Annotated in this window: 20 protein-coding genes; 10 read left to right on the forward strand and 10 right to left on the reverse strand. The window is 67.3% G+C overall.

From position 1 onward, the window contains the following. Nucleotides 1-18 precede the first annotated feature (18 nt). On the forward strand, nucleotides 19-915 hold the full coding sequence (locus tag GCU53_RS02065) for a hypothetical protein (RefSeq protein ID WP_152386137.1): 897 nt from the start codon (nucleotides 19-21) through the stop codon (nucleotides 913-915). 48 nt (nucleotides 916-963) lie between these two features. On the opposite strand, the gene GCU53_RS02070 is transcribed toward GCU53_RS02065, so the two are convergent. From GCU53_RS02070 to GCU53_RS02090, 5 genes are all read right to left on the reverse strand, one after another. Next, nucleotides 964-2,859: a potassium transporter Kup gene (locus GCU53_RS02070; RefSeq protein WP_152386138.1), complete on the reverse strand. Its 1,896-nt coding sequence runs from the start codon at nucleotides 2,857-2,859 to the stop codon at nucleotides 964-966. Nucleotides 2,860-3,344: 485 nt separating this feature from the next. Next, on the reverse strand, nucleotides 3,345-3,488 hold the full coding sequence (locus GCU53_RS02075; protein WP_152386139.1) for a DUF2256 domain-containing protein: 144 nt from the start codon (nucleotides 3,486-3,488) through the stop codon (nucleotides 3,345-3,347). Further along, nucleotides 3,485-5,035: a cryptochrome/photolyase family protein gene (locus GCU53_RS02080; protein ID WP_152386140.1), complete on the reverse strand. Its 1,551-nt coding sequence runs from the start codon at nucleotides 5,033-5,035 to the stop codon at nucleotides 3,485-3,487. Before GCU53_RS02080 ends, GCU53_RS02075 begins: the two co-directional genes overlap by 4 nt. Then, nucleotides 5,028-5,345, reverse strand: coding sequence for a DUF6482 family protein (locus GCU53_RS02085; RefSeq protein WP_152386141.1), 318 nt, complete (start codon nucleotides 5,343-5,345; stop codon nucleotides 5,028-5,030). The genes GCU53_RS02080 and GCU53_RS02085 overlap by 8 nt, the downstream gene beginning before the upstream one ends. A 366-nt stretch (nucleotides 5,346-5,711) precedes the next feature. Then, nucleotides 5,712-6,347 carry a cation efflux transmembrane domain-containing protein gene (locus tag GCU53_RS02090; protein ID WP_152386142.1) on the reverse strand — a complete coding sequence of 212 codons (636 nt, stop codon included), beginning with the start codon at nucleotides 6,345-6,347 and terminating at the stop codon, nucleotides 5,712-5,714. A 104-nt stretch (nucleotides 6,348-6,451) separates the two neighbouring features. Between GCU53_RS02090 and cadR the strand changes: the two genes are divergently transcribed. After that, nucleotides 6,452-6,868, forward strand: coding sequence for a Cd(II)/Pb(II)-responsive transcriptional regulator (cadR, locus tag GCU53_RS02095; protein WP_152386143.1), 417 nt, complete (start codon nucleotides 6,452-6,454; stop codon nucleotides 6,866-6,868). 101 nt (nucleotides 6,869-6,969) lie between these two features. Beyond that, a complete protein-coding gene (locus GCU53_RS02100) occupies nucleotides 6,970-7,665 on the forward strand; it encodes a P-loop NTPase family protein (protein ID WP_152386144.1) in 696 nt (231 codons plus the stop codon). A 10-nt stretch (nucleotides 7,666-7,675) separates the two neighbouring features. Here the strand turns inward: GCU53_RS02100 and GCU53_RS02105 are convergent, their stop codons facing one another. The 4 genes from GCU53_RS02105 to GCU53_RS02120 form a co-directional block, all read right to left on the reverse strand. After that, nucleotides 7,676-8,209 carry a hemerythrin domain-containing protein gene (locus GCU53_RS02105; protein WP_167520018.1) on the reverse strand — a complete coding sequence of 178 codons (534 nt, stop codon included), beginning with the start codon at nucleotides 8,207-8,209 and terminating at the stop codon, nucleotides 7,676-7,678. Between the two features lie 110 nt (nucleotides 8,210-8,319). Beyond that, a complete protein-coding gene (gene glgB / locus GCU53_RS02110; RefSeq protein ID WP_152386146.1) occupies nucleotides 8,320-10,527 on the reverse strand; it encodes a 1,4-alpha-glucan branching protein GlgB in 2,208 nt (735 codons plus the stop codon). Further along, a complete protein-coding gene (gene treS / locus GCU53_RS02115; protein WP_152386147.1) occupies nucleotides 10,524-13,850 on the reverse strand; it encodes a maltose alpha-D-glucosyltransferase in 3,327 nt (1,108 codons plus the stop codon). Before treS ends, glgB begins: the two co-directional genes overlap by 4 nt. Nucleotides 13,851-13,877: 27 nt before the next feature. Next, nucleotides 13,878-15,896, reverse strand: coding sequence for an alpha-1,4-glucan--maltose-1-phosphate maltosyltransferase (locus GCU53_RS02120; protein ID WP_152386148.1), 2,019 nt, complete (start codon nucleotides 15,894-15,896; stop codon nucleotides 13,878-13,880). A gap of 222 nt (nucleotides 15,897-16,118) precedes the next feature. On the opposite strand from GCU53_RS02120, the gene GCU53_RS25385 reads away from it, so the two are divergent. From GCU53_RS25385 to GCU53_RS02150, 7 genes are all read left to right on the forward strand, one after another. After that, on the forward strand, nucleotides 16,119-16,280 hold the full coding sequence (locus GCU53_RS25385) for a hypothetical protein (RefSeq protein WP_167520019.1): 162 nt from the start codon (nucleotides 16,119-16,121) through the stop codon (nucleotides 16,278-16,280). Nucleotides 16,281-16,475: 195 nt separating this feature from the next. Further along, nucleotides 16,476-17,147 (forward strand): Bax inhibitor-1/YccA family protein, encoded by a 672-nt coding sequence (locus GCU53_RS02125; RefSeq protein WP_152386149.1) that lies wholly within the window; start codon nucleotides 16,476-16,478, stop codon nucleotides 17,145-17,147. 91 nt (nucleotides 17,148-17,238) lie between these two features. Beyond that, nucleotides 17,239-17,631, forward strand: a complete 393-nt coding sequence (gene tusD / locus GCU53_RS02130; RefSeq protein ID WP_152386150.1) for a sulfurtransferase complex subunit TusD — start codon at nucleotides 17,239-17,241, stop codon at nucleotides 17,629-17,631. Nucleotide 17,632: 1 nt separating this feature from the next. Further along, the gene (gene tusC, locus GCU53_RS02135) at nucleotides 17,633-17,992 is read left to right on the forward strand and encodes a sulfurtransferase complex subunit TusC (protein WP_152386151.1); all 360 of its coding nucleotides are present in this window, start codon (nucleotides 17,633-17,635) and stop codon (nucleotides 17,990-17,992) included. Beyond that, nucleotides 17,992-18,288: a sulfurtransferase complex subunit TusB gene (tusB, locus tag GCU53_RS02140; RefSeq protein ID WP_152386152.1), complete on the forward strand. Its 297-nt coding sequence runs from the start codon at nucleotides 17,992-17,994 to the stop codon at nucleotides 18,286-18,288. The genes tusC and tusB overlap by 1 nt, the downstream gene beginning before the upstream one ends. Beyond that, nucleotides 18,285-18,620, forward strand: coding sequence for a TusE/DsrC/DsvC family sulfur relay protein (locus tag GCU53_RS02145; RefSeq protein WP_152386153.1), 336 nt, complete (start codon nucleotides 18,285-18,287; stop codon nucleotides 18,618-18,620). The genes tusB and GCU53_RS02145 overlap by 4 nt, the downstream gene beginning before the upstream one ends. Beyond that, on the forward strand, nucleotides 18,617-19,603 hold the full coding sequence (locus GCU53_RS02150; RefSeq protein ID WP_152386154.1) for a glycosyl transferase family protein: 987 nt from the start codon (nucleotides 18,617-18,619) through the stop codon (nucleotides 19,601-19,603). The genes GCU53_RS02145 and GCU53_RS02150 overlap by 4 nt, the downstream gene beginning before the upstream one ends. 30 nt (nucleotides 19,604-19,633) lie before the next feature. Here GCU53_RS02150 and cysG read toward each other — a convergent pair whose 3' ends face one another. After that, nucleotides 19,634-21,028: a siroheme synthase CysG gene (gene cysG, locus GCU53_RS02155; protein WP_152386155.1), complete on the reverse strand. Its 1,395-nt coding sequence runs from the start codon at nucleotides 21,026-21,028 to the stop codon at nucleotides 19,634-19,636. Between the last annotated feature and the right edge of the window lie 22 nt (nucleotides 21,029-21,050).

The raw sequence follows: 21,050 nt of genomic DNA on the forward strand, positions 1-21,050 counted from the left end.
GGCAACAAGGAGCAGTTCATGAAGGCCCGAAGCGTACTCGTTTCACTGCTGGCTGCCGGCATGGCAGTTGCCGATGTCTGCCTGGCTGCCGACGCCACGCAGAAAGCGCTGATCGAGATCGTCAAGCGACAGGGTTGGACCAAGGCCTGCCCACAGATCCAGCTCCAGATAGAGGCCCTTGAAGAGCCTCGGGACGTTTCCGGCAAGGACTGGCGCGACTATGTAGCGCTCAAGGGCTGGTGCCTGGTAGAGGCGCGCCGCGAAACCGAAGCCATCGACTTCCTCGAGGCCAGGCTGATCTCGGGCAATCGGGATCCTCGCCTGCTCGATATCCTGGGCACCAGCCAGTTTCGCAGCAGCCTGGACGCCGAGGCGATCGCCACCTTCGAGGAAGCCCTCGCGAAGGGCCTGCCCGAACAGGCCAGGCCGAACGTCTACAGCAAACTGGCGACCGCCTACATGAGGCAGGCATCCGCTGGTGGCCGAGTAGCCGATCCGGATACCCTGGCCCAGGCCGAGCGCTATGCCAGGCTGGCCCTGGAAAGCGAAAGGGAACCGGCCCCCGCGGTCTACAGCCAGCTCGCCCATGTGAAGAGCGCCCAGCAGAAGCACGACGAGGCGATCGAACTGCTCAAGCTGGCGCTGGAGAAGAACGCCACCTACGAGGGCTGGCCCTCTCCCGGGCTGCGCAAGGTCATGGACGCGCAGTTCCTCATGAGCCTGGGCCAGGTGCATTACTGGAAAGGAGAACAGGAGCGCGGGCGCACCCTGATGGATGCTGCGGTGGACGCGGCCCCCACGGAGTCCCAGAAAAGCGTGCTGGATATCATCCGTGACAGCACCCTCAATCCGCGCCCTATGGGGCAGTTGCAGAAGGCTCTGCCGCCGTTCGTTCCGCTCGACAAGGACGCCTGACCCTCTCTTGCAGGCGGCCCGCTCAACCGAACGCGGGCGAAGCCGCCACTATATCTCCACCTGCGTCCCCAGCTCGATCACCCGATTCGCCGGCAGCTGGAAGTAGCGCATGCTGCTGTTGGCGTTCTTCTGCATGAACACGAACAGGGCCTCACGCCAGTAGGCCATGCCGATGCTCCTGATCGGGATGAGGGTTTCCCGGCTGAGGAAGTAGGTGGTGCGCATGGGGCTGAAATCGAGATCCTCGAGGTGGCTCAGACGCAGGGCGTCGGGAATGTCCGGCTCCTCCATGAAGCCGAAGTGCAGCACCACGCGGTAGAAGCCCTCGCCGTAGCCGTCGACCTGGAAACGGCGATCCTCGGGCACCCGCGGCGTGTCCTCGACGACCACCGTGAGCAGGACCACCCGCTCGTGCAGCACCTGATTGTGCAGCAGGTTGTGCAGTAGCGCATGGGGCACCACGTCGGTCCGCGCGGCGAGGAACACCGCGGTGCCCTGCACCCGGTGTGGCGGCTGCAGGCGCACGCTGTCGATGAAGGCCGGCAGCGACAAAGCCGTTTCCCCCAGGCGCTCGAAAAGATTTTCCTTGCCGCGCTTCCAGGTGGTCATCAGGGTGAACAGGCCGATCCCGGCGATCACCGGGAAGGCCCCGCCCTGGAGGATCTTCGGTACGTTGGCGACGAAGAACAGGCTGTCGACCAGCAGGAAGCCCAGCAGCACCGGGAGCGCCAGCCAGCGCGGCACCTTCCACAGCAGCAGCATGACCGCGGAAACCAGCAGCGTGTCGATGAGCATGGTGGTGGTCACCGCCACGCCGTAGGCAGAGGCCAGTGCCCCGGACGAGCCGAAGCCGAGCACCAGCAGCAGCACGCCAACCATCAGCGCCCAGTTGACTACGCCGATATAGATCTGCCCCTGCTCGGCGCTCGAGGTGTGCTGGATCTGCATGCGTGGTACGTAGCCCAGCTGGATCGCCTGGTGGCTGAGGGAGAAAGCCCCGGAGATCACCGCCTGGGAGGCGATGATGGTGGCGAGGGTGGCCAGGCCGATCATCGGCAATCGCGCCCACTCGGGCGCCAGCAGGTAGAAGGGGTTGCGCGCCGCAGCAGGGTCGGCCAGCAACAGCGCGCCCTGGCCGAAGTAGTTGAGCAGCAATCCGGGCAGCGCCAGGCCGAACCAGGCCTGGGCGATGGGCCGGCGGCCGAAGTGGCCCATGTCGGCATAGAGCGCCTCGGCACCGGTCAGCGCCAGCACCACGGCTCCGAGGATGGCTATGCCGATGCCCGGATGGGCGATGAAGAAGTTCGCCGCCCACCAGGGATTGAGCGCCTCCAGCACCTCGGGGCGATGGAGGATGCCATGGACGCCGAGCGCACCGAGTACGCAGAACCAGCTCACCATCACCGGTCCGAAGAAGATGCCGATGCGCGCGGTGCCGTGCCGCTGGATCAGGAACAGGCCGATCAGCAGTACGACCGTCACCGGCAGCACCCAGTGGCCGAGCGCCGGCAGTACCACCTCCAGGCCCTCGACGGCCGACAGCACGGAGATCGCCGGGGTAATCATGCTGTCGCCATAGAACAAGGCGGTGCCGAACAGCCCGAGCAGCACCAGCAGGCCACCGAGCCGCGGGTAGGCGGCAGCGGCGCGGCGGGCCAGAGTGGTCAGCGCCATCACCCCGCCCTCCCCCTCGTTGTCGGCGCGCAGCATGAACAGCACGTACTTCAGCGACACCACCCAGAGCAGCGACCAGAAGATCAGCGAGAGGATGCCCAGCACACCGTCATGGTTGGCCGGCACCCCGTACGGACCGGCGAACACTTCCCGCAGGGTGTACAGGGGACTGGTGCCGATGTCGCCGTAGACCACTCCGCTCACGGCGATCAGCAAGGCCAGCGAGGAAGCGCGTGAGGGATGGCTCGACTGCAGGGCGACTACGCTCATGGATAGGCTCCTGGAAAAGGGCTGGCCGGGCCGCGTCCCCGGCAGCGCGGGGGAATGCTCGGGCAGGCGGGCGGCCTCGGGCCAGCGGCTGGCAGAGGGCGGCCGGCAGGACGGCGATGAGGGGCGCCGGGGTGTAGTCGAGTGGGCCGACCGAGCGCGCGCAGAGCGAACAGGAGAGCGGGATCCGCCTTCCTGGCGGCCAGTGCGTCGATCGCCACGCCCTGTCCCTGGCCAGCCGCTCCGCGGCGGCCTGCAGCATGGCGAGGGTCTTGCCCCAGCCCGGGCACTGCGGCGAGATAGATCCTGGGACGACCGCATCTTCCGCTGCGGATGGGCTCCGTCGCCGTCCGGGCAGCGACATCGCGGACTTCGTTCATGGTGTGGGTCATATATAGGCAAGGGTAGATCGGATTGGCCGCCAGTATTGCCAGTCCGCCGACGCACTGCCGTAAAGAAGCCGTAACAACCTGCCGGAACGATCCCGTTCAGCCCGCCATGCCGCGCCGCTGGCGCCGGCAACGCTCCGAGCAGTAGCGCACCTCGCCCCAGCAACGCGCCCACTTCCGGCGCCAGGCGAACGGCAGGCCGCAGACCGGGCAGGTCTTTACCGGCAGTTCCGATTTCCTCACAGCCCGTCTCCGGCGGCGAGCCGCGCCAGGAGATCCTCGCCGCGCCGCCAGAGCGCCTGCTGACGGGTTTCCGGCATCCGTCCGAGGGTCTTGTAGACCAGGCTCATGCGCGGATTGTCCTCGAGCTGCTCGCGGTGGCGCATGAGGAAGTGCCAGTACAGGGCGTTGAACGGACAGGCCTGCTCGCCGGTGCTCTCGCTGACCCGGTAGGCGCAGCCATCGCAGTAGTCGGACATGCGGCGGATGTACTGACCACTGGCACAGTAGGGCTTGGAGCCCAGATAGCCGCCGTCGGCATGCATCGCCATGCCCAGGGTATTGGGCAGCTCGACCCATTCGAAGGCGTCCAGATACATCGCCAGGTACCAGTCGCAGACCTGCTGCGGAGCGATGCCGGCCAGCAGGGCGAAGTTGCCGGTGACCATCAGCCGCTGGATGTGGTGGGCATAGGCGTGCCGGAGAGTCTGACCGATGCTCTGGCGCAGGCAGTTCATGCGCGTCTGCCCGGTCCAGTAGAAGGCCGGCAGCGGCCGGCTGTTGCCGAAGGCGTTGCGGGTCGCGTATTCGGGCATCTGCAGCCAGTAGATGCCGCGCACGTATTCGCGCCAGCCGATCAGTTGGCGGATGAAGCCTTCGGCGGCGTTCAGCGGCACCCGTCCCGCCCGGTAGGCCTCCTCGACGTCCTCGCAGAGCCGGCGCAGCTCGAGCAGGCCGATGTTCAGCGCCGCGCCGATCCGCGCATGGAAGAGAAAGGGCTCGCTGCTGGCCATGGCGTCCTGGTAGTCGCCGAAGGCCGGCAGGGCGAAGTCGAGGAAATGCTGCCAGAGCGCCCGGGCCTCGCCGTGGGTGACCGGATAGTCGAAGCCGTCCAGGGTGCCCGGATGCCCGGCGAAGCGCGCGCCGACCAGCACCAGCACTTCGCGGGTGATGGCGTCGGGGGTGAAGCGCACGCTCATCGGGGCCTTGATGCCGGCCGGCAGCGGCTTGCGGTTCTGCGCGTCGCAGTTCCAGCCGCCACCCAGCGGTCCGCCGTCGACATCGAGCAACAGGCCGCTCTTGCGGCGCATCTCCCGGTAGAAGAACTCCATACGCAATTGCGGGCGGTCGGCCGCCCAGCGGGCGAACTCGTCGCGCCCGCAGAGAAAGCGCGTATCGACATGCCAGATCAGCGGCAGGCCACAGTGGCGCAAGGCCTGCTCCAGGCGCCAGTCGCCACATTCGGTGAGATGGACCTCGCGGGCCCGCAGCCGGTCGGCCCAGCGGCACAGCTCGCCGGGCAGCGAGCCGCGGTTTTCCGGATCGTCGAGGGTCACGTAATGCACGCGATAGCCGCGCCGGCGCAGAGCACTGGCGAAGTGCCGCATGGCGCTGAAGATCAGGGCGATCTTCTTCGGATGATGGGGTACATGGCTGGCTTCCTCGCGCACCTCGGCAAGCAGTACGGCATCCTGCTGCGGATCGAGCCCGCGCAGGGAGGCCAGGTCGAAGGACAGCTGGTCCCCCAGCACCAGAGTCAGGCGCCGCGCGGGCGGAGGCTGCTCAAGCATCGCGCATCCAGGCCGACTGCAAGGCGATCGGCACCCTCAGCGGTTGCTGGGGGCCGTCGGCGAAACCGCACATTTCCGTGTGCACCACGGTGTGCAGCAGGTAGAAGGGCAGCTCCGGCAGGCCCTGCAGCACGTCGCGGGCATGTTCGACCGAGCGCAGATGCAGGGTGGCGCCGGCAGCGTCGACCAGCAGGTGGCGCTGGCCGGCCTGATGGGCCTCCAGCAGGTAGATGCCGCCCTCGAGGGAAATCAGGTTGAGTTCGTCGACCTGCCCGTCCCGGGCGTGATCGAAAAGCTGCTGCATGTTCATGGTGAGGCCTCGCAAACTTGTACAAGACGACGTAAAAATACAGGTTTTGTACAAGTTTAATAAAGCTCCTTGAAAGGCAGCCTGCACGACCACTGCGACAGGCGGACACGCCTGCTCAAGGCTTGCTCCGTCAAAATAGTGGCATTTTTCCATGTAGCTGTAAGACAGAGTCAAATTCCTGAAAAGCGCCGTACGGGTTGCGGCGAACTCAGGACGGCTGCCGGGAACCGGCGCGGCTCGTCGTCAAGGAAGGGAGAGGTCGACGGAGCGGGACGCAGCGCACAGCTGCGGCGGCTGAACGAATGCGCCCAGCGCCCCTCCCCTCCAGAAGTGATCCAGCCGGAGCAGCCTGGAGCCGCCGGTTGCTCAAAGGACCTGCGTCGGCACCTGGACAGCCACCGGCCTCAACTCCTGGCGTGCCTGGCGCACCACGGCGATGCCCGCGCTGAGCGCCAGGGCGCCCATCAGCAACGCCACCAGCAGATCCGGCCAGCCCGCGCCGGTGCCGAATACCCCGGCTGCGGCGAGCATCACCGCCAGGTTGCCGATGGCGTCATTGCGGCTGCACAGCCAGACCGAACGCATGTTGGCGTCGCCGTCGCGGAAGGCGTAGAGCATCAGCGCCACGCCGGCGTTGGCGAGCAGCGCCAGGCTGGCGACCACCCCCATGGTCAGCGGCTCGGGCGGAATGCCGGCGAAGGCTTCCCAGCCGGCCTTGGCCACCACGAAGATGCCGAATGCCGCCATGCTCAGCCCCTTGACCAGCGCCGCCCGCGCCCGCCAGGCCAGGCCCATGGCCAGCACGGCGAGGGAGATGCCGTAGTTGGCGGCATCGCCGGCGAAATCCACGGCATCGGCCAGCAGCGACACCGAGCCCGACTTGATCCCGGCACCGATTTCCACGGCGAACATCGCCACGTTGACGAACAGGGCTACCCAGAGGGCCCGGCGAAAGCGCGGGCCGACCGGGGGAGTCGACGAACAGGAAGTACAACAGGGCATGGCGCCTCTCCTCGGGAAATTTTCCGGCATTGCACACCCTGTAGTTACTCCAGGGTCAAGCCGGCTACCATCGTTTCATGAAAGCTGCCCGTGGAGGAAAACCCATGCGCATCGGCGAACTGGCCCAGGCCACCGGCGTCGACACCGAAACCATCCGCTATTACGAGAAGGCCGGCCTGTTCCCCGCCCTCGCGCGCGGCAATAACGGCTACCGCATCTACGGCGCGGAGCACCTGGAACGGCTGGCCTTCGTCCGCCATTGCCGGGCGCTGGACATTCCCCTCGCCGAGATCAAGCGGTTGCTCGACTTCGTGCTGCATCCGGAAGCCGACTGCACGGATGTCGACCGGCTGATTGAAACCCAGCTGGAGCGGGTACGGGCGCGCCTTGCGAGCCTGCAGGTTCTGGAGCGCCAGCTGTCCGCCCTGCGCGGACGCTGCAGCGAGAGGCGGCAGGCCGGCGACTGCGGCATCCTGCGCGAACTGCTCGCCGCCGCCCAAGAGGAGGCGCGTCTTAAGTAGTCCTGACTCGAAAAGGCGGAGGCGTTATCCCTTGGTCATGAAAATGCCTCAGGATCACCTGTATAATTTCTCGATGAACAACCCCGCGCAATGAGGAAAACATGACGACCATTCATCTGGTTGGCGGCGAAAAAGGTGGCGTAGGCAAATCTGTCGTTGCCCGACTGCTGGCCCAGTACATGATCGATCACGACCTGCCGTTCATCGGCTTCGACACCGACAGATCTCATGGCGCGCTGCTGCGCTACTACGGCGACTACGCCTCGCCCACCGTCATCGACAGCTACCAGAGCCTGGACGCCATCCTGGAGTCCGCGGCCGAGCAGCCGGAGCAGCGCATCCTCGTCGACCTCGCCGCGCAGACCCACCGGCCGCTCAGCCAATGGATGGAGGAGTCGGGCGTGCTGGAGCTGGCCGAGGAGCTGGGCATCGCCATCCGTTACTGGAACGTCATGGACTCGGGCAAGGATTCGGTGGATCTGCTGGAAAAGCTGCTCGACCAGTTCGGCACCCGCCTCGACTACGTGCTGGTGCGCAACCAGCTGCGCGACAACGAGTTCAAGGCCCTGGAGGACTCCGAGGTGCAGCAGCGTGCGCAGGATCTGAACGCCGCCGTCATCGACCTGAAGCGCCTGCACCCGCCGGTGATGGGCAAGATCGACCGCAACGGCTACAGCTTCTGGGCGGCGCAGAACCGCGACGATGCGAATCCCGACGCCCTGAGCCTGCTGGAGCGGCAGCGGGTGAAGGTCTGGCTGAACCACGCCTACAAGGAGCTGGAGGCGGCAGAGGTCTGAGCCTCAGTCTTCAAGCGGCATAGTCGGCCTTCCAGCGATGCAGCAGGTCGTGCAACTCCTCGTGCCGACCGGGCCCGATGGCCTGCAGCTCGAAGTCGGCGAAGGCCTGCCCCAGCCCTTCCAGCTCGTCCGCGGGCAGCGCCTGCTCGGCCTGGGGAAAGAGCACGTCGTTCTCCTTGTCGATGTGCCGCTCGAGAAACTCCGCATAGGTCCTGGCGGCCGCATCGAACGCCTCGGCATCGAGGACCGGCGTGCTGGCCTGGCGCAGGGCAGCGACCAGAGCGCGGCCCTGCTCGTGCTCGGCCGTCAGCTCGCCGACCAGCCCGCGCTGCTGCCCGGCCCGCTGCAGGGCCGGGAACAGCAACCCCTCCTCCTTGCCGTGGTGGCACTTGTCGACGAACTCCTGCAGAAAGCCGAGCAGCGCGGCGATGTCGTCGCTATCGGCGCTGCCCTGTCGGGCCCGCGCGGCCATGCGGCGGAGAATCTGCAGGGTGGAAAGAATCGCGTCGTGCTCGTGGCGCAGCGCGTCGATGGCCTGGCTCATGGGGGACTCCGGGCGGTCTGGCAACATCGCCAGCCCCTCAGCCTAGTGCAGCCCCTCCCCCAGCGCCGGGCCGCTCGTCCGTCGCCGGCCCGCGCCGGACGCAGACGCGCTCATTCGGGCCGCAGAATCAGCACCCCCAGCGGCGGCAGCTTGAGGTTGAGGCTGAAGGGCTGACCGTGGCTGGCCAGCTCGTCGGCGACCACGCCACCGGCATTGCCGACATTGGAGCCAGCGTAGCACTCGGCATCGCTGTTCAGGGTCTCCTGCCAGGTGCCGCCGGCGGGCACGCCGATCCGGTAGCCGTGGCGCACCACCGGCGTGAAGTTGGCGATCACCAGCAGCGGCTGGCCCTCGCGGCTCCAGCGCAACCAGGAAAACACGCTGTTGTGGCGGTCGTCGCCGATCAGCCACTGGAAGCCTTCCGACACGCAGTCCTGCTGGTGGAGCGCCGGCTCCTGGCGATACAGCCGGTTGAGGTCCTTGACCAGTTGTTGCACGCCCTGGTGGTCGCCGTAGTTGAGCAGGTACCAGTCGAGCTCGTGGTCGTGGCTCCACTCGCGCCACTGACCGAACTCGCAGCCCATGAACAGGAGCTTCTTGCCCGGCATGGTCCACATGAAACTCAGGTAGGCGCGCAGGTTGGCGAACTTCTGCCAGCGGTCGCCGGGCATCTTGTCGATCAGCGAGCGCTTGCCGTGCACCACTTCGTCGTGGGAGATCGGCAGGATGAAACGCTCGGAGAAGGCGTAGATCAGGCCGAAGGTCATGCGGTCATGATGGTGGGTGCGATGGATGGGATCCTCGGCCATGTATTTCAGGGTGTCGTGCATCCAGCCCATGTTCCACTTGAAGTCGAAGCCCAGCCCGCCCTCGGCGGTCGGCTTGCTGACCCCGGGCCAGGCGGTGGACTCCTCGGCGATCACCAGGGCGCCGGGCGCCTCGGTCTTGACCACTTCGTTGAGGTGGCGCAGGAAGTCGATGGCCTCGAGGTTCTCGCGACCGCCGTGGCGGTTGGGAATCCACTCGCCCTCCTTGCGCGAGTAGTCGCGGTAGAGCATGGAGGCCACCGCGTCGACGCGCAGGCCGTCGACGTGGAACTCGCGCAGCCAGTGCAGCGCCGAGGCGATCATGAAGCCGTGCACCTCGGTGCGCCCGAGGTTGTAGATGAAGGTGTCCCAGTCCTGGTGGAAGCCCTCGAAGGGGTGGTCGTACTCGTAGAGGGCGGTGCCGTCGAAGCGGCCGAGGCCGTGGCTGTCGGTGGGAAAGTGCGCCGGCACCCAGTCGAGGAGCACACCGAGGCCGGCCTGATGGCAGGCATCAACGAAGGCGGCGAAATCCTCGCGCCGGCCGTAGCGGGCGCTGGGGGCGAACTGCGACAGCGGCTGGTAGCCCCAGGAGCCGCCGAACGGGTGTTCCATGATCGGCAGCAGCTCGACGTGGGTGTAGCCCGTCTCCTGCACATAGGGGATCAGCCGCTCGATCAGTTGCTGCCAGCCGAGCAGTTGGCCGTCCTCGTCGCGCCGCCAGGAGCCGACGTGCACCTCGTAGATCGCCAGCGGCGCGTCCGCCGACTGGCGGGCGGCGCGCTGGCGCATCCAGTCGTGGTCCTGCCAGGCGTGCTCCAGCGGCGCGGCGACCACCGAGGCGGTGTTCGGCGGCGTCTCGGTCGCCAGCGCCACGGGATCGGCCTTCAGCGGCAGGATGCCGTGGGGGCCGAGCAGTTCGTACTTGTAGGCCTCGCCCGGGGCGAGGCGCGGAATGAAGATTTCCCAGACCCCGGCCGGGTGGCGCAGGCGCATCGGGTGGCGGCGGCCGTCCCAGCCGTTGAAGGGGCCGACCACCGAGACGCGCCGGGCATTCGGCGCCCATACGGCGAAGCGCACCCCCTCCACCCCCTCCACGCTCAGGCACTGGGCGCCCAGGCAGTGGCCGAGGTTGCGGTGGTTGCCCTCGGCGAACAGGTAGAGATCCATCTCCCCGAGCAGCGGACCGAAGCTGTAGGGGTCCTCGGTCAGTTGCTCGCCCGAGGCCCAGCGGATGCGCAGCAGGTAGGGGCGCGCTTCGGCGAGGCGGCAGACGAACAGGCCCGGCACCCGGCTGGCCTCCATGTCGGCGAGCTTTTCGCCCGTATCGCGGGCGAGCAGGTCCACGGCCACGGCATGCGGCAGGTAGACGCGCACCACTGTGCCTTCGCCGTTGCCGTGGGGGCCGAGAATCGCGAAGGGATCGGTGTGCTCGCCGCGCACCAGGGCATCGATGTCCGCTTCGCCGGGCAGCAGGGAATCGTCGTAGACAGGCTGGGTCAGCGGTAGGCTCATTGCACATCTCCATCCAGTAGCTGTTGCGCCAGGCTCACCAGGCCCCGCAGCGGCACGGCCAGCCAGGCGGGCCGGTTTTCGGCCTCGTAGGCGATCTCGTAGGCGGTCTTTTCCAGGCTGAACAGCGCCAGGGCGGCCTCCTCGCCCCCCGGCGCGGCCCAGGCATGGCCGATGTCGGCCACGGCCTGACGGTAAGCGGCGAGGAAGGCCCGGCGGGCGCTCTCCTGATACAGCGAGGCGATGCGCTGGCGGGCCTGGTCGGCTGCTTCCGAGCTGTCGATGCTCTGCGCGTTGCGTATGGCCATGTCGGCAGCGTAGCTGATCGAACGCAGCACGCCGCTGACGTCCTTGTAGGGGCTGTGCTTGGCGCGGCGCTCGACGAGCGGCCGCGACGGCTCGCCCTCGAAGTCGATCAGGTAGGCATCGCCCTGCACCACCAGCACCTGGCCGAGGTGCAGGTCGCCGTGCACGCGAATGCGCAGGCTGCCGACGCAGGCCTCGGCCAGCTGGTCGACCTTCGCCAGCAGGGCATCGCGCTGCAGCAGCAACTGCTCGGCGGCGGCACGCGGTTCCTCGGCCAGTGTCGCCTGGCGCTCGCTGAGGATCTCCAGGGCCCGCTCCAGCTGGGCACCGACACGCTCGGCCCACTGCGCCACCTCCGCGGGGCCGGCGATTGCGCGGGCGAAATCCGGGTTGTCGGTGGGCGCGGCCAGGGCCATGTGCATCTCGCCGAGACGCTGACCGAGCTGGCGGGAAAAGCTCTCCAGCTCGTGCAGCGCGCTGTACTGGCTCTCCAGGGTCGACTCGCCGCCGGCCAGTTCGTCGCGGATGGCGCGGTCGAGGGTGTTCTGCGTCCACTCCCAGGCATCGCCCTGGTTCTCCAGGTAGCACTGCAGGATCATCAGCGCGGTGCAGCCGCCCTGGGCATCGATCCGGCACACCTCGCCGAGCACGCTGGCGATGTTGGCGAAGCCGTATTCGGTGAGGAACAGGCCCATCTCCAGCTCGGGATGCACGCCCGGCGAAAGCCGGCGGATCAGCTTGAGCACCAGGGCGTTGCCGATCACCACCGAGCTGTTGGACTGCTCGGCGGAGATGTAGCGCACCTCGGCGTCGGCCGGCAGCTCGACCTTGTCCAGCTGGGCGGTGGGCAGAAAGCGCAGTTCGCCCTGCTCGAAGGCCAGCACGCGGCGCTCGCGCAGCGCCTGGATCGCCGTGTGGACGAAGCCCTCCAGGGTGAAGGCATCGGTCAGCAGGCCCACCCGCCGGCCGCGGCGCACCCGCGCCATGGCCAGCTGCTGGGGCAAGGCGCTGCCGAACTCCTCCTCGGGGAGAAAGCCCAGCGGCAGCTGGTAGCGCTGCTGGCTGCCCTCGACGCCGGTCTCGATCTCGCAGAGCAGCACGGGGCGCGGCAGATTGCCGAAGGTCACCGTGTAGACGATGCGCACGCTGCCCAGCGGCGCGCCCTTGCCGGCGAACCAGCGCCGCTTGGGCAGGTAGGCCGGCAGTATTTCCCTCTCCAGGATGCGCCGGTTGGGGTCCACCAGCAGGTCGTCTAGACGCCGCAGCACCAGGGTCTGGAATTCGGGCATGCCCTCGACCGGTTTGATGTGCCAGCTGGGCATCTGCGACTCAGGCGCCAGCAGGAACCAGCAGAAGCCGTAGGGCGGCAGGGTCAGCAGGTAGGGCAGTTGGCCGATCGGCGGGAAAGCGCTGCCGCCGGTCATCTCCACCGGCACCATGCCGGCGAACTGGGGCAGCTCCAGCTCCACCGCCTGGGCCGAGCGCGAGACGTTGGCCACGCAGAGGATGGTTTCGCTGCTGCCGTCCGCGCCATGGTACTCGCGCAGGTAGGCGAAGATGCGCCGGTTGGCCGGCGCCAGCAGCTTCAGCGTGCCGCGGCCGAAAGCCTTCTGCTGCTTGCGCACGGTGAGCATGCGCCGGGTCCAGTTGAGCAGCGAGTAGACGTCGCGCTGCTGGGCCTCGACGTTGACGCTCTGGAAGCCGTACAGCGGATCCATGATCGGCGGCAGCACCAGCCCGGCCGGGTCGGCGCGGGAGAAGCCGCCGTTGCGGTCGTTGCTCCACTGCATGGGCGTGCGCACCCCATCGCGGTCGCCCAGATAGATGTTGTCGCCCATGCCGATCTCGTCGCCGTAGTAGATCACCGGGGTGCCGGGCATCGACAGCAAGAGGCTGTTGAGCAGCTCGACGCGCCGCCGGTCGCGCTCCAGGAGCGGCGCCAGGCGTCGGCGGATCCCCAGGTTGATCCGCGCCCGGCGGTCGGCGGCGTAGAAGTTCCACAGGTAGTCGCGCTCGCGGTCGGTGACCATCTCCAGGGTCAGTTCGTCGTGGTTGCGCAGGAAGATCGCCCACTGGCAGTCGGACGGGATGTCCGGGGTCTGGCGCAGGATGTCGGTCATCGGGAAGCGGTCTTCCTGGGCGATGGCCATGTACATGCGCGGCATCAGCGGGAAGTGGAAGGCCATGTGGCACTCGTCGCCCTTCCCTCCCGGGGTGCCACCGAAGTACATCTGGGTGTCCTCCGGCCACTGGTTGGCCTCGGCCAGCAGCATGCGGTCCGGGTAGTTGGCATCCAGCTCGGTGCGGATGCGCTTGAGCACCAGGTGGGTCTCGGGCAGGTTCTCGTTGTTGGTGCCGTCGCGCTCGATCAGGTAGGGAATGGCGTCCAGGCGCAGGCCGTCGACGCCCAGGTCGAGCCAGTAGCGCATGATGCTGAGCACCGCCTTCATCACCTGCGGGTTGTCGAAGTTGAGGTCCGGCTGATGCGAATAGAAGCGGTGCCAGAAGTACTGGCCGGCCACCGGATCCCAGGTCCAGTTGGACTTCTCGGTGTCGAGGAAGATGATCCGGGTGTCCGGGTACTTGTCGTCGCTATCCGACCAGACGTAGAAGTTGCGCGCCGCCGAGCCCTTCTTGGCCCGCCGCGCACGCTGGAACCAGGGATGCTGGTCGGAGGTGTGGTTGATCACCAGCTCGGTGATCACCCGCAGCCCGCGCCGGTGCGCCTCGGTGATGAAGCGCCGCACGTCGGCGCGGCAGCCGTAGTCGGGATGCACGCCGCGATACTCGGAGATGTCGTAGCCGTCGTCGCGGCGCGGCGAGGGGTAGAACGGCAGCAGCCAGAGGGTGTTGACCCCCAGGTCGGCGATGTAGTCCAGCTTGGCGATCAGTCCCGGGAAATCGCCGATGCCGTCGTTGTTCGAGTCGAAGAACGACTTGACGTGCACCTGGTAGATCACCGCGTCCTTGTACCAGAGCGGGTCCTCGAGAAAGGCAGCAGGCTTGAGCGATTGATCCATTGTTCTCTGCTCCTGGATGCCAGCGGTTCACTTCGGCGGGCTCAGCTTCCAGATACCGAAGGGCAGATAGTTCGGGTCGAGGCGCGTCCACTGGATCTTGCCGTGCCAGGTCCAGCGATGGCCGCTCATCAGGTCCTCGCCGTGCATGTCGGCGTGATCGGGCAGGCCGAACTCCCAGAGCGGCAGCTCGAAATGGGCCTCCTGGGGGTGCCAGGGATCGAGGTTGACGGCAACCAGGACGAAGTTGGACAGGTCCGCCGTGCGCTTGCCGAACAGCAGGATGTTGTCGTTCCAGATGGTGTACAGCTTGAAGCCGAGATGGGTCTGCAGCGCCGGGTTGTAGCGGCGGATGCGGTTGAGCTGGGCGATCTCGGCGACGATGTTGCCGGGCGCCTGATAGTCGCGCGGGCGGATCTCGTACTTCTCCGAGTCGAGGTATTCCTCCTTGCCGGGCAGCGCCGCCGCCTCGCACAGCTCGAAGCCCGAATACATGCCCCACAGCCCGGAACCCATGGTGGCCAGGGCGGCACGGATCAGAAAGCCGGCGCGTCCGGAGTGCTGCAGGAAGACGGGGTTGATGTCCGGCGTGTTGACGAAGAAGTTCGGCCGCATGCAGTACTTCGCCGGCGCTTCGTTCAGCTCCGCGAAGTAGGCACCAAGCTCCTCCTTGGTGTTGCGCCAGGTGAAGTAGGTGTAGCTCTGCGAGAAGCCGAGCTTGCCCAGGCGCAGCATCATCGGCGGGCGGGTGAAGGCCTCGGAGAGGAAGATCACCTCCGGGTGCTTGCTGCGCACGTCGCCGATCAGCCACTCCCAGAACGGCAGCGGCTTGGTGTGCGGGTTGTCGACGCGGAAGATCTTCACCCCCTCGGCGACCCAGCCGAGCACCACGTCGCGCAGCGCCACCCAGAGGTCGGGAAGGGCATCCCTGGCGTAGAAGTCGACGTTGACGATGTCCTGGTACTTCTTCGGCGGATTCTCCGCATAGCGGATGCTGCCGTCCGGGCGCCAGGAGAACCAGCCGGGATGCTGCTTCAGCCAGGGATGGTCCTGGGAACACTGGATGGCGAAGTCCAGGGCGATTTCCAGGTCGTACTCGCCGGCGGCGGCGACCAGCTCGCGGAACTCCTCGCGCGAACCCAGTTGCGGGTGGATGGCCTCGTGGCCGCCCTCCTCGCTGCCGATGGCATAGGGGCTGCCGGGATCGTCCGGCCCCGCCTCCAGGCTGTTGTTGCGACCCTTGCGAAAACGCCGGCCGATCGGATGGATCGGCGGGAAGTAGAGGACGTCGAAGCCCATGTCATGGATCGCCGGCAGGCGGGCGATGACGTCCTTGAAGGTGCCGTGGCGATGCGGACTGTCGGTCTGCGAGCGGGGGAAGAGCTCGTACCAGCTGGCGAACAGGGCGCGCTCGCGCTCCACGTCCAGGGGGAAGGCGTTGCTGTAGGTGCGATGCGGGTGCAGATCGGCGGCGCTCATGGCGGCCGAGGCCTCGCCGCTCAGCAGCAGCTCCACGGCCTCGGTATGCGGGGCCTGATCCAGACGCCGCAACAGGTCCTCCAGCGTGGCGCGGACCTCGCCCTGGGTGTGTTCGACGGCCCGCTGCAGATGCAGGCGGCCTTCCTGCAGCTCAAGGGAAACCGGCACCCCGGCGGCATGCTTTTTCTGCAGCTCGTGCCGATAGGTTTCGTAGGCGTCCCACCAGGCCTCGACCACGAACAGGTGCCGGGCGACGCGCAGCGGCGTGAACTCGACCTGCCAGCGGTCGTTGCCGGCGAACCTCATGCGCAGGCGGTGCCAGCCGCTTTCGCCGTCGGCGCGCCAGTAGAGGGCGGCGCCGAGCTGGTCGTGACCGTCGGTGAAGACGGTGCTGGTCACCGTCACCGGCTGGCCGGCGGTCGCCTTGACGGCGAAGCGCCCGTTGTCGATGGTCGGTTCGGTGTTCTCGATGGCGATCCGCGGCAGGCGCAGCGCCTCGTCCAGGGTCGGACGGTGGTTCTCGCAATGCACGCCGGGCTGGCGCACTTCGTGGGACCTCGTATCGGGCATCGGGCTCGTTCCTCTGCTGCACAGCCATGGGAAAGCCGGCGACTGGCACGGGCGGCATTGGCCGGCCATGCTGTTTCCGATGGCAGATGCGTGGAAAAAGTTCTGTTTCCGGCCGTTGGCGGAACTCGCCGGCCGGCGCCCCCATCAATGAGTTATAGATAAGAACTGCAACCCGGCACGGACTTTTAGCCGCGCCTCTGGAGCCGATGCGAGGATTGAGCCATGAGCCAGCGATCCGATATTCCCCAGCCCGACCCGGTGGTCTGGAACCATCCGGGAGACTTCCCGCAGATGCCGGAGTACGAACCGCCCGAGGAAGTCAAATACACCCCGCCGAACGACGGCAAACTCACCCATGGGGAGGAGGAGCAGGAGCCCCAGTGAGGGAACGGGCGATCCTACGATCGCCCCGCTGCCCGCGGACGGGGCTGCCAGACGCTCCGCCCGTCTCCTGCGCCAGCCGGGCACGGGGAAGTCAGTACGCGCGAAACACACTGTCAAACTCTGACGGTCGGCGGCGCCACATCCTTTGCTATGATCCGGTCATCTCCACGGAACCTCATATCAAGGAGCTGTGCCATGCACGAACCCAACAGTTATGCCCTTCAATCCGCTCAGGCGGAGCAGCTGGAAGTCAGCCGCGTCCTGCGCAACACCTATGGTCTGCTGGCCCTGACCCTCGGTTTCAGCGGCCTGGTGGCCTTCGTGGCGCAACAGATGCGCCTGCCTTACCCGAACATCTTCGTGGTCCTGATCGGCTTCTACGGCCTGTTCTTCCTCACCGTGAAGCTACGCGACTCGGCTTGGGGTCTGCTTTCCACCTTCGCTCTGACCGGCTTCATGGGCTACACCCTGGGTCCGATCCTCAACCACTACATGGGCATGCCCAACGGCGGCGAAGTGGTGTCCTCGGCCTTCGCCATGACCGCTCTGGTGTTCGGCGGCCTGTCCGCCTACGTGTTGACCACCCGCAAGGACATGAGCTTCCTCAGCGGCTTCATCACCGTCGGCTTCTTCGTCCTGCTCGGCGCCACCCTGGCCGGCCTGTTCTTCGAGATCAGCGGCCTGCAGCTGGCGATCAGCGCCGGCTTCGTGCTGTTCTCGTCGGCCTGCATCCTGTTCCAGACCAGCGCCATCATCCATGGCGGCGAGCGCAACTACATCATGGCGACGATCAGCCTGTACGTGTCGATCTACAACCTGTTCGTCAGCCTGCTGCAGATCTTCGGCATCATGAGCAGCGACGACTGATCGCCGTCCCGGTCTCACGAAAGCCCGCGCGATGCGGGCTTTCGCTTTTCTGGCGTATCATTTTCCTTCCTGTTCCCGCGGCCGTTGTCCCATGAAATTCGCCATCGCCCTGTTCGCCCCGCCCCATGCGCCGTCGTCGCGGCGTGCGCTGCGCTTCGCCGAAGCCGTGCTCGCCGGCGGCCACGAGATCAATCGGCTGTTCTTCTACCAGGCGGGCGTGTACAACGCCGCCGATAGCATCGTCACACCCCAGGACGAACTTGATCTGCCGGCCCAGTGGCGCGCCTTCGTCGAACGGCACGGGCTGGATGCGGTGGTGTGCATCGCCGCCGCCCTGCGCCGCGGCGTGTTGGATGCACAGGAGGCACAGCGCTACGGCCGCGCGGCGGTCGCGGTGACGCCGCCCTGGGAGCTGTCCGGCCTCGGCCAGTTGCACGAAGCCGCCCAGCAGGCCGACCGTCTGGTCTGCTTCGGAGGTGTCTGAAATGGCCAAGTCGATGCTGATCGTCAGCCGCCACAGCCCCTGGAGCGGTCTGGGCGCCCGCGAGGCGCTGGACATCGCCCTGGCCGGCGGCGCCTTCGAGCTGCCCATCGGCATGCTGTTCCTCGACGACGGGGTGTTCCAGCTGCTACCCGGCCAGCAGCCGGCCGCCGTCGAGCAGAAAGACCTCGCCGCCAACCTGCAGGCCCTGCCGCTGTTCGGCGTGGAGGACCTCTACGTCTGCCGCCAGAGCCTGCGCCTGCGCGGCCTGGACGGCCAGCCCCTGGCCCTGCCGGCCACTGCCCTGGAGGGACCGGAGTTGGCCGACCTCTTCGACCGTTACGATCTGGTGATCAGCCTCTGATGACGACCTTGCACCTGCTCTCCCAATCGCCGTTCGCCAGTCCGCTGGACAGCATCCTGCGCCCGCTCGGGGCTCGCGACGGCCTGCTGCTCTGCGGCGACGCCTGCCATGCGCTCCAGCCCGGCAGTGCGCCACTCGAAATGCTGGAGCACCTGCCCGCCTCCATCGCCATCCATGCCCTCGAAGAAGACCTGCAGGCGCGCAACCTCACGGCGCCCGAGCGCGTGCAGGTGGTGGACTATCCAGGCTTCGTCGAGCTGTGCACCCGCTACGACAAGGTCAACGGCTGGCTATGAACACCCTGAACGTCGCCGGCCGCAGCCTGGCACTGGACAAGGACGGCTACCTGATCGACCTGCAGGACTGGTCCGAGGCCGTGGCTGAGGCCCTGGCCCGGCGTGAGGAACTGGAGCTGAATGCCGAGCACTGGGAGATCCTCCGCCTGCTGCGCGACTTCTACGCACAGTTCCAGCTGTCGCCGGCGACTCGCCCCCTGATCAAATACGTCGCCCTGAAACTCGGTCCGGACAAGGGCAACAGCCTGCACCTGAACCGCCTGTTCAAGGGTACCCCCGCCAAATTGGCCGCCAAGCTGGCTGGCCTGCCGAAACCGACGAATTGCCTATGACTACCGTTACCCCTGAAGAACATCCCTTCGCCCAGTTCGTCCGCATCCTCGGCAAGGGCAAGCGCGGCGCGCGCAGCCTGACCCGCGAGGAGGCACGCGAGGCCATGGGCATGCTGCTCGATGGCAAGACCGAGGAAATCCAGCTCGGCGCCTTCCTGATGCTGCTGCGCCACAAGGAGGAAAGCGCCGAGGAGCTGGCCGGCTTCACCGAGGCCGTCCGCGCCCGCCTGCAGCCCCCGGCCGGCCTCGCCGTCGACCTGGACTGGCCGAGCTACGCCGGCAAGAAGCGCCATCTGCCCTGGTATCTGCTGGCGGTGAAATGCCTGGCGCAGAACGGCGTGCGCATCCTCATGCACGGTGGCGGCGCGCACACCGCCGGGCGCCTCTACAGCGAGCAGTTGCTCGACCTGCTGGACATTCCCCTGTGCCATGACTGGAGCGAGGTCGAAAAGGCTCTGCAGGCCCGCAACCTGGCCTTCATCCCGCTCGGCGCCTGGATGCCGCACCTGCAGCGGATGATCGAGCTGCGCAACACCCTGGGCCTGCGCTCGCCGATCCACTCCCTGGCGCGCATGCTCAACCCGCTCGGCGCACGCTGCAGCCTGCAGAGCATCTTCCACCCCGGCTACCAGGCCATCCACCGCGAGGGCAGCCGCCTGCTCGGCGATACCGCCGTGGTGGTCAAGGGCGATGGCGGCGAGATCGAGATCAATCCCGATGCCGTCAGCCACCTGTACGGCACCGCCGGCGGCGAGAGCTGGGACGAGGAATGGCCGGCCATGGCCCCGCAGCGCCACGTCAAGCCCGAGCGGCTCGACCCGGCGCAGCTGCAGGCCTTCTGGCGCGGCGAGGCCGAGGACGACTACGGCCGCCTGGCCGTGCTGGGCACCATGGCCTTGGCTCTGCGCGCCCTCGGCACGCCACGCGAGGACGCTCTGGCCCAGGCGCAGCGCCACTGGGACGCCCGCGACCGCTCGAAGTGACGGATGAAGGCAGAGCCTCGGCAGCGGGGCTCAGTCGGCGCTCTGCCGGCCCTCGAACCAGGCCAGCTTGTCGCGCAGTTGCACCACCTCGCCAACGATCAGCAGGGTCGGCGCTGCGACCTTCTCCTGCTCCACCCGTCCAGGCAGCTCGGCCAGGGTGGAAGCGATAACCCGCTGCTGCGGGGTGGTGCCCTGCTGGATCAGCGCCGCCGGGGTCGTCGCCGCACGGCCATGTTCGATCAGCCGCTGACAGATCACCGGCAGGCCGACCAGGCCCATGTAGAACACCAGGGTCTGGGCCGGCGCCACCAGATCGGCCCAGGGCAGATCGAAAGTGCCGTCCTTGAGGTGGCCGGTGACGAAGCGCACCGACTGGGCGTGATCGCGGTGGGTCAGCGGGATGCCCGCGTAGGCGGCACAACCGCTCGCCGCGGTGATTCCCGGCACTACCTGGAAGGGAATGCCGTGGGCGGCCAGTTCCTCGATTTCCTCGCCGCCGCGACCGAAGATGAAGGGATCGCCGCCCTTCAGGCGCAGTACCCGCTTGCCCTCGCTGGCCAGCTGCACCAGCAGCCGGTTGATCTGCTCCTGCGGCAAGGCATGTTCGGCGCGGCGCTTGCCGACGTAGACACGCTCGGCATCGCGCCGGCACAGCTCGATGATCGCCGGGGCCACCAGGCGGTCGTAGAGCACCACGTCGGCCTGCTGCATCAGGCGCAGGGCTCGGAAGGTCAGCAGGTCCGGATCGCCCGGTCCGGCACCGACCAGGTAGACCTCGCCGAGCGCCTTGGGCGCCGCACCGGCAAGCTTGGCCTCGAGCAGCCGCTCGGCCTCCATCCCCTGCCCGGCCAGCAGCCGCTCGGCAATCGGTCCCTGGAACACCTCCTCCCAGAACACCCGGCGCTGCTGCACGTTGGGCAGCAGGTGTTTGACCTGATCGCGGAACTTCTTCGCCAGTCCGGCCAACTGACCGTAGCTGGCCGGAATCCAGGTCTCGATCCGTGCGCGCATCAGCCGCGCCAGCACCGGTGCATCTCCGCCGCTGGACACCGCGACGAGCAGCGGCGAACGGTCGACGATGGCCGGGAAGATCACGCTGCACAGGGCCGGCGAATCCACCACGTTGACCGGCACGCCACGGTCATGGGCATCGCCGGAAATCCGGACGTTCACTTCGTGGTCGTCGGTGGCGGCGATGGCCAGTACGCAGCCGTCCAGATCCTCTGCTGCATAGCTCCGCACCAGGCAGTGCCCGCCCCTCTCCCGCACCAGCTCGGCGAGTGCCTCCTCGATCTGCGGCGCCACGACTCGCAGCACGGCACCGGCATCGGCGAGCAGCCGTGCCTTGCGCAGGGCGACCTCGCCGCCGCCGACCAGCAGCACATGGCGGCCCTTGAGGTTGTGGAACAACGGAAGATAGTCCATGGGTCGCCTCTCGACGGATGAA

This window comes from Azotobacter salinestris, from assembly GCF_009363155.1.
Taxonomy (GTDB): domain Bacteria; phylum Pseudomonadota; class Gammaproteobacteria; order Pseudomonadales; family Pseudomonadaceae; genus Azotobacter; species Azotobacter salinestris.